Annotated in this window: 1 pseudogene; it reads right to left on the bottom strand. The window is 54.0% G+C overall.

Going from position 1 to position 213, the window contains the following annotated elements:
- Positions 1-213: pseudogene (locus tag Xbud_RS19470) on the bottom strand (hypothetical protein); the annotation flags it as partial.

Below are 213 nucleotides of genomic sequence, written 5' to 3'. Positions count from 1 at the left end.
TCGCCAGTGTGGTCGTGTAGACTTTCAGCCAGTTTTTCTTTACCTCAGTGGCGGATTTGGTGCTGTTGGTGACCGCAAAGACTTTCAGGCCGGACTCAATCACCGTTAACGTGAACTCAAACACCCGGCCCGATTCCGCGCTCTCAGTCATACGCAGGCCACTTTCTGTCACACTGACGGTCAGTTCACCCAGTGTCGGATGCACCAATGTCC

This window comes from Xenorhabdus budapestensis, from assembly GCF_002632465.1.
Taxonomy (GTDB): domain Bacteria; phylum Pseudomonadota; class Gammaproteobacteria; order Enterobacterales; family Enterobacteriaceae; genus Xenorhabdus; species Xenorhabdus budapestensis.
This window is presented reverse-complemented; position numbering and strand designations above follow the sequence as displayed.